The sequence below is a fragment of the Streptomyces silvae genome (genome assembly GCF_016745505.1).
Taxonomy (GTDB): Bacteria; Actinomycetota; Actinomycetes; order Streptomycetales; family Streptomycetaceae; genus Streptomyces; species Streptomyces silvae.
In genome coordinates, this window is the sequence record NZ_JAERUC010000201.1 from 36,376 (window position 1) to 43,957 (window position 7,582).

The following is a 7,582-nucleotide window of genomic DNA, read 5'->3' on the forward strand; positions in this document are numbered from 1 at the left end:
GCCTGCCTAACGTGACCCGCATCAGGCCGTCACAGGTGAAGAAGAGGCGTCATCCATAACCGTAAGGAAGCCGTCCGTGCCTTCTGCGATACATGTGCCCTCCGCCCCCGACCGGTTGAAGCGCTTGCCCCTGACACGTCCGGACCTTCGGCTGCTCGACGCGATCGGGCAGTGCGGCGACCTCGCCGAGGCGGCCCGCCGGGCGGGGCTGCGCGCACCGGCCGCCGAGCGGCGGCTCGACCGGCTGGACCAGGTGACCGGGTTGCGGCTGGCACTCCGGGACGCGCGCACCGCCCGTCTCAGCGCGGACGGTGCCCGGGTGCTCGTGGCGGTGCGGCGCTTCTTCCGGCAGGTCGACCACGCGGTCCAGACCGAGATATACGGGCGTGGCACCGAGGCGCTCAACGCGCCCCGCATCCTGGACATCGCCACCGCCGAACCGCTGATCGAGGATCTGGTCGAGGACGCGGCCGACACCCTGGGCATCCTTCTGTCGGTCAGTCACGACACGCCTCTACGGGTGCTCAGGCAGCTCGACGGTTACCGGGTGGACGCCGCGCACACCTGGGGCCTGGCGCCTCTGTCGCACACGGTCGACCGCACCGTGCGTGCCTACGACGTCCTCGACGACCCGCTCTGGGTGATCCTGCCGCTCGGGCATCCGCTGGCGGGCCGCGACACCGTCTCCCTCTCCGACCTGCGCGACGAGAACTGGGTCTCGGAGGCCGGCCCCGGCGGGGAGGTGCTGGTGAGCCAGGTCTACCGGTCGGCGGGGCTCACTCCCCCCGACCGCATCCAGGTGGCCGAGGCGTCGGTGGCGCGCGGGATGCTGCGCCGCGGTGACGCCGTCGGGCTGGGCTCCCCGGCCTGCCCGGCCGTGTTCGCCCCGTCCCTGGTGCGCCGCTCGCTGAGGGAACGGCCCCGAAGGGTGGCCGGCCTGCTGGTCGATCCCGCCGTCGTCCCCGGCGCTCTGGCCCTGCAGCTGGCCGCGCTGCTGACGGACCGCTGCCTGAGCAGGTTCACCGAGCGCCACGGGGACATGCTGCGCGATCCGTGGTGGGCGGACTGGCTGCGCGGGCAGCGGGCGGAGCTGGCCCGGCGCACCGAGGACGCCGCACACAGTCTCCGTACCCCGCCGGCCCTCCCTGCCGAGTCGGCCCAGGTCGACGTCGAGGATCTCCGGCTGTTGCGGGCCGTGGCGGACCACGGCAGCATCAACCGCGCCGCGGCGGTTCTCTCGATCAGCCAGTCCGCTCTCACCCGGCGTATCCACCGGCTCGAACTCCGGCTCGGGGCGCGGCTGTTGTTGCGCAGCTCACGGGGTACGGAGCTGACGGCGCCGACCCGGCAGTTCCTGGGCAGGCTGGCGGCCTTCGAGGCCGAGCTGCAGGCGGCAGGCCTCATGGGCCGGGGGGAGACCGTACCGCCGAAGGAGCCGGGCGGCAGCCCGCAGCGTCGTGGACACCGGGCAGGCGTGGAACGGCCGGGGCGGGACGGGCGTGGCCCGGCACGTCGTGCCGTCGCCGGAAGGAGCTGACGCCGGCGGGGCGGCGGGGCGCCGGACGGAGTCCCGCACGCCGCCCCGCCGGCCGGTCACTCGGCGCCCAGCGCCACGTAGTCGTACATCCCGAAGGATCCGGTGACGAACACGTTGCGGGCGTCGGGGTGACGGTAGAGGAGCGACCGGGGGTAGAGGTACGGGACGATCACGGCGTGGTCCATGGTGAGCCGGTCGATCCGGTGCCAGATGGCAGCACGTTCCGCGGGGTCCGCGCTGACGGCTCCCCGGTCGAGGAGACCGTTGATCTCCGGATCGTCCAGCTCGCCCATGTTCTGGTTGCCGCGCTCCTTGATCGCGCGTCCGTCGACGATCTGCTGGAAGAAGCCGTACCCGTCGGGGAAGTCCGCCCCCCACCCGAACATGATGATCCCGATGCCGTGGTCGCGCAGGTACTCGGGGCTGCCGCCGTAACGGTCGAAGTAGTCGCCCGACGGGAAGTCGAGCACCTCGGCCTCGATGCCCACACGGGCGAGCCCCGCCGACAGCGCCTCGGCCGCCCGGTACTCCTTGAGGCGGTCCTTGCGGGCGGCGATCTTCGTGCGGAACCCGTCCGGCATCCCGGCCAGGGCCAGTTCGGCGCGTGCCGCTTCCAGGTCCCCGGTGCCGTCCTCGCCGACCGGGTAACGGTCGAAGGGCTGGTAGCCGTCGATGGTGGGCGGGAGGATCGTGGTGGCGATGTCGCCGCCGACGGGCCCTCCGTACGCCTTCTGCATGGCGGCCTTGTCCGTGGCGAACTGCACCGCACGCCGGCAGTGCACGTTGTCGAACGGCTTGATCCGGCTGGACAGGCAGTAGATCCAGGTGAAGCCGGTCAGCGGGTTGTCCGCGTTGGCCCGCAGCGCGGGGTCGGCCAGGATGCGTTCCTGGACCGCGGGCTGGACCCCGAAGCCCGCCAGGTCGATGTGCGCCTCGCCGGAGAGGAGCATCAGGTCCACCTCGTGCGGGTCCTTGCCCAGGTGCACCTCGACGCGTTCGGCCCGCTGCCGGCGCACGGGGTCGGTCTCCGGGTCCCAGTGCGGGTTGCGCTCCAGGACCACGAGACGCCCACGCTCGTACGACGCGACGCGGTACGGCCCGGTGGCCACGGGGCCGAGCCGGTATCCGATGCCGGTGTCCCGGTCGCGGGGAACCGGCGTGGTGCTCGGCATGGTGGCCAGCAGGTCCATCCCGGCGAAGGGTTCGGCCAGCCTGAGCACGAGGGTGCGGTCGTCGGGGGTCTCGACGGTGACCGGCCCGTCCACCTCGGGCTCGCGCCACGGGCCTCCGTAGTCGGTACCCAGCAGGTGGCGGAAGTAGGTGGGCCCGACGCCCAGCACGTCCGTACCGTAATTGCTCCTGGCGATCGCGTACTTGACGTCCGCGGAGACGACGGGGGTGCCGTCCTCGTAGAGCAGCCCGGGACGCAGCCGGTAGGTCCAGGTCCTTCCGCCGTCCGAGCTCTCGCCGAGCGACTCCGCCAGATCGGGTACGAGCTTCTGGCCCGCCTTGCCCGGCGCGGTGTCGAAGGTGACCAGGGTTCGGCCGATCAGGCGCAAGAAGTTCCAGGTGTAGGCGTAGTACGTGTTGCCGGGGTCGAGCGAGTCGAAGTCGTCGGTGCGCACCAGGCGGAGGGTCCCGCCCAGCTTGTCGGTCGGGGCGACCACGCCGTCGACTGCGGCGTCGAAGCCGGTGGTGCCCGACTGTTCGGTCTCCATGTCCCAGCCCTTCTCGCGGTGATTTCCGCGTCATTCTGCGGGCGTCCGGGGCTTCCGGGCCGTGTGCGGGGGCACGGGCGCATAGCCCGCGGCCGGTCGGTATAGCGAAGAGGAGGGTGAGAGGGGAGGAAGAGCCCCGGGTGATGTGCTCGCGTCCCCCCACGCGCGAAGCGGACGTCCGCTTCCTCCGACGCGCGACGCGGGGGGCGTACGCACGAGAGGCGAGCAGAACGTGTCCCGAAGATATAGATGGCGTATTCCTGTCATAACCGTCGCCGCCACAGCGCTCCTGGCGGGCTACCCGTCGCTGTCGGTGGCCAAGGCCCCCTCCCCTCCCCCCGGTGCCGCGCAGGGCTGGTCCCAGAAGGACGAGGCGAAGGCCGAGAAGCCCGGCCCGGCCGAACTGCCGGAGGCCGTACCCGCCGAGGACCGCGCCGCCGTCCTGGGCTCGGGTCACCGTGCCTCGGACGACCTGGCGTGGACCACCTCGGGTGACGCGACCGGTTTCCACGTGATGGTGGCCGCCGCCGACGACGGTTACCGCTGGCGGACCGCGGCGACCCTGTCCGAACCCGGCTTCGACACCGACACCTGGATCGGGAACGCCTGCCTCACCGCCTCCGGCAAGCGTGCCGCCGTCACGTACGCTCCCCGCACCTTCACCAACAAGCCCGCGCTCATGACCCGTGGTGCCTTCACCGCGGTCGTCGACCTGACGACCGGCGCGGTCACGAAGCTGCCCGTCCAGTCCAGCCTGAGCTACTTCTCACCGGGCTGCGGCACCGCCGAGAAGGCGGTGTTCTCCCAGTTCTCCGACGACGACTCGAAGCGCAACGAGACGCGTCTGATCGGTGTGGACACGGCGAGCGGCAAGGCCGCGAAGCCGCTGAAGCTGCCCGGCCAGGTCACCTCCGCCGTCCCCGTCGCGGACGGATACGCCGCCGCGCAGGGTGCCCGGCTGGTCCGGGTCGGTTCCACCGGCGACGTACGCGTCGCGGCACGCACCGCCGGTATCCCCTTCCAGCTCACCGCGGCAGGTGACGGCTCGGTCGTCTACATCGACCGGCCCGGTGCCGCCATGAAGGCGTCGAAGACCGAAGCCACGACCGAGCGGGCCGAGGTCCGCCGGGCCCCGGCCGCTCTCCTCGGGGCCACGGGGGCCGCCGGCGCCACCCAGCGCCTGGCCACCGGCGCGCTCACCGACTTCGACCTGGCCCGCGCGGCCCGTACCGGCGCGGTCTACGTCACCGGCACGGCCGAGGCCGCCGGCTCCCTGCCCGCCTCCGTACGTATGCCGTCGGGGGTGGCCAAGGACGCCGTCCTGTCCACGAAGGGCGAGGCAGCCGTCACCACGGCGTGGGCCGACGGCAAGGACTCCAGGATCTCTCCCCAGGAAGCCGCCTCGGCACGGACCGCCCGGACCGAGATGAAGATCCTCAGGACCGGGCGCAAGGTCACCCTGGACGCCCGGCCGGGCACGACGGTCGGCTCCGTCGCCCGGACGGCGGACGGGCTCGCCACCTCGCCCGCGCTCACCGGTGGCTCGGCAGCGGCCGCGCCGAAGCTCGCCGCCGCTTCACCGACGAACCCGGTCGAGGACGAGCGCTACTGCTCGGTGCCCCGCGGAGACGTGAAGAAGCAGGCGTTCCAGCCGACGCCCCGCCAGGTCGAGTGGGCGGTGGACCAGGCCGTGGTCGGGAAGCTCAACGCCCACGTCTCGCGGGCCGCCAACTGGAAGAACACCGGGATGTCGGCCTACCAGCCGCAGTCCCTCTTCCCTCTCAAGACCATGGCGGGCGACCCCAACGGGACGCCTGACGCGGCCGACGGGTACCACATCCCCGCACAGGTGATGCTGGGCGTCACCGCCCAGGAATCCAACATGTGGCAGGCCACCCGCTTCGCGGTGCCGGGGGTCACGGCGAACACGCTGATCGGCAACTACTACGGCATCAGTCACGGTTCCGACGGCCAGACCCCGGACCCGTGGGCGGTCAACTGGGCTGACGCGGACTGCGGTTACGGCATCGTCCAGGTGACCGACGGCATGCGCAAGGCCGGTCACGAGAAGCCGGGCGAGACAGCGCTCTCCGTGCAGAAGCAGGAGGCCGTCGCCCTGGACTACACCGCCAACATCGCGGCGGGTGTCAACATCCTCGTGGACAAGTGGAACCAGACGTACAGCGCCGGTATGACCGTCAACGACGGCGGCCCCGAGTACATCGAGAACTGGTTCTTCGCGCTCTGGGCGTACAACTCCGGCTTCTACCCCCAGTCCAGCGCCGGTTCGCACGGCGGTCACTGGGGCGTCGGCTTCACCAACAACCCGGCCAACGCCCTCTGGAAGGCCAACCGCACCCCGTTCCTCGAGAACGCGGCGGGCGGGGACGACTACTCCCACGCCGCCCACCCCCAGGACTGGCCCTACCAGGAGAAGGTGATCGGCTGGGCGGCCCGTCCGATCTCCGCGATGTTCTCCCCGGGTGACTTCCAGCCCGGCTACCGCGCCGCCTGGTGGACCGACCCGCTCTACCGGACGTCGGCCAAGCCGCCGGTCGGGACGTTCTGCGACAGCTCCAACAACTGCGATCCCAGCAAGATCACCGAGAACGACACCTCCACCAACGGTGCCTGCCAGCTCAACAACCCCTCCGACGAGTTCTTCCTGCACTGCTGGTGGAACAAGAAGGCCACCTGGAAGAACTGCGCGTCCGCGGCGACGTGCGGATTCGCCCTGCACCGCTTCGACGCCACCTATCCCGAACAACCCGACGGCAGCGCCTACCCGCCCCGGTGCTCCAGCGGACTGCCCTCCGGAACCTATGTGATCGACGACGTGGCCTCCGGGGTCACCCCCGCCGGTTCCTCGGGCCGGAGCTGCGGGTCGACGTCCTCTCCGGGGACCTTCGGCTTCACCTTCACCGCGGACGGCGCCAACTACCCGGGCAAGATCGACACCCACCAGATCGGAGCCGGCTACGGCAACCACTTCTGGTTCGGTCACACCCGGAACCAGACGTCCGCCGAGGGCGCCCGGATGAAGACCACCGGCACCTGGACCCTCACCAACGGCATGACCGGCTGGGCCCGTGTCTGGGTACACCTCCCCGACCACGGGGCGCACACCCGGCAGGCTTCGTACACCATCTCGGGGACCAACAGCACCAGCCCGGTCCGCGTGACCCCGCAGCGCGTCGGGGAGAACAAGTGGGTCTCCCTCGGGGTGTTCCAGTTCACCTCCACACCGAAGATCTCGCTCTCCACGCACGCGGCCGACGGCAGCGGGTCCGAGGACGTCGCGTGGGACGCGGCGGGCTTCCAGCCGTTGTCGGGCAAGCCCAAGGACATGGTGGTCGCGATGGGCGACTCCTACTCCTCGGGTGAGGGCGCCTCGGCCGCCGGCGGCGTCGACTACTACAAGGAGACCAACTACCGGGACACCAGCAACCCTTCGACCCGGAACGCCTGCCACCGCTCGAAGCAGGCATGGTCCCGCCAGGCCACGATCCCGGGGCGCTCGGCGTCCGTGGGCTCGATGGACGACAACCGCTCCGCGGCCATGGACTACCACCTCATCGCCTGCTCCGGTGCTCGCACCTACAACATCGCCGACGTCGGCGAGAACGGCGAGCTGCCCCAGCTGTCCAAGGGCTACCTCGACCAGAACACCACCCTGGTGACCCTCTCCATCGGCGGCAACGACGCACGGTTCGCCTACATCATCCAGAAGTGCATCTTCGGCGGTATAGGCTGGCCGACGCTGTGCCAGGACCAGAAGTTCGAGGACGACGACTCCCATGTGGACGACGCGGCCTACCAGGGCCTGGACATCGGCGTGGCGGCCGAGCGTCTCGCCAAGGAGCGCGTGCGTCCGGCCATCACGACCGCGCTGAAGAAGATCCAGGCGAAGGCCCCCAACGCCAAGATCGTCCTGATGGGCTACCCGCCGCTGCTGGAGGGCGCGGGGCAGTGCATTCCCGGCATCGGTACCTCGGAGGCTCCCTGGCTGAACAGCATGGCCGGCACTCTCGCCACCGAGATGCAGGGCGCCGTGGACGACGCCAAGGCCGCCGGCACCAAGGCCTGGTACTCCAACCCCGCGCAGAACTTCGCGGGCAAGGCCGTCTGCGGTGACCCCGAGCAGGTCCACGGCATCGTGCTGGACCTGGTGGAGAGCGACGAGCCGGCGATCGACTGGCCGATTCTTCAACTCGGCGCCTCCGCGCAGTCCTTCCACCCGAAGGTGGGCGGAGCCCGGCTGTACGCGGACTCGCTGGAACGGACGATGCAGGGTATGGGTCTCTGACCCCTTGCACAGGCGTGCCCT

General features: G+C 70.9%; 3 protein-coding genes. 2 read left to right on the top strand and 1 reads right to left on the bottom strand.

Features of this window, described 5'->3' with window-relative positions:
- The first annotated feature begins 76 nt into the window (after nt 1-76).
- Nucleotides 77-1,537 (top strand): LysR family transcriptional regulator, encoded by a 1,461-nt coding sequence (locus tag JKV81_RS33740; protein ID WP_124279102.1) that lies wholly within the window; start codon nt 77-79, stop codon nt 1,535-1,537.
- Between the two features lie 56 nt (nt 1,538-1,593).
- On the opposite strand, the gene JKV81_RS33745 is transcribed toward JKV81_RS33740, so the two are convergent.
- Nucleotides 1,594-3,255 carry an ABC transporter substrate-binding protein gene (locus JKV81_RS33745; protein ID WP_202079437.1) on the bottom strand — a complete coding sequence of 554 codons (1,662 nt, stop codon included), beginning with the start codon at nt 3,253-3,255 and terminating at the stop codon, nt 1,594-1,596.
- A 232-nt stretch (nt 3,256-3,487) separates the two neighbouring features.
- Here JKV81_RS33745 and JKV81_RS33750 point away from each other — a divergent pair, with 232 nt between their 5' ends.
- Nucleotides 3,488-7,561 carry a golvesin C-terminal-like domain-containing protein gene (locus tag JKV81_RS33750; protein ID WP_307820660.1) on the top strand — a complete coding sequence of 1,358 codons (4,074 nt, stop codon included), beginning with the start codon at nt 3,488-3,490 and terminating at the stop codon, nt 7,559-7,561.
- Nucleotides 7,562-7,582 lie beyond the last annotated feature (21 nt).

What these genes read in the sequence shown, in the direction of transcription:
- JKV81_RS33745 (WP_202079437.1), bottom strand. Translation starts at nt 3,255, where the DNA reads ATGGAGACCGAACAGTCGGGCACCACCGGCTTCGACGCCGCAGTCGAC.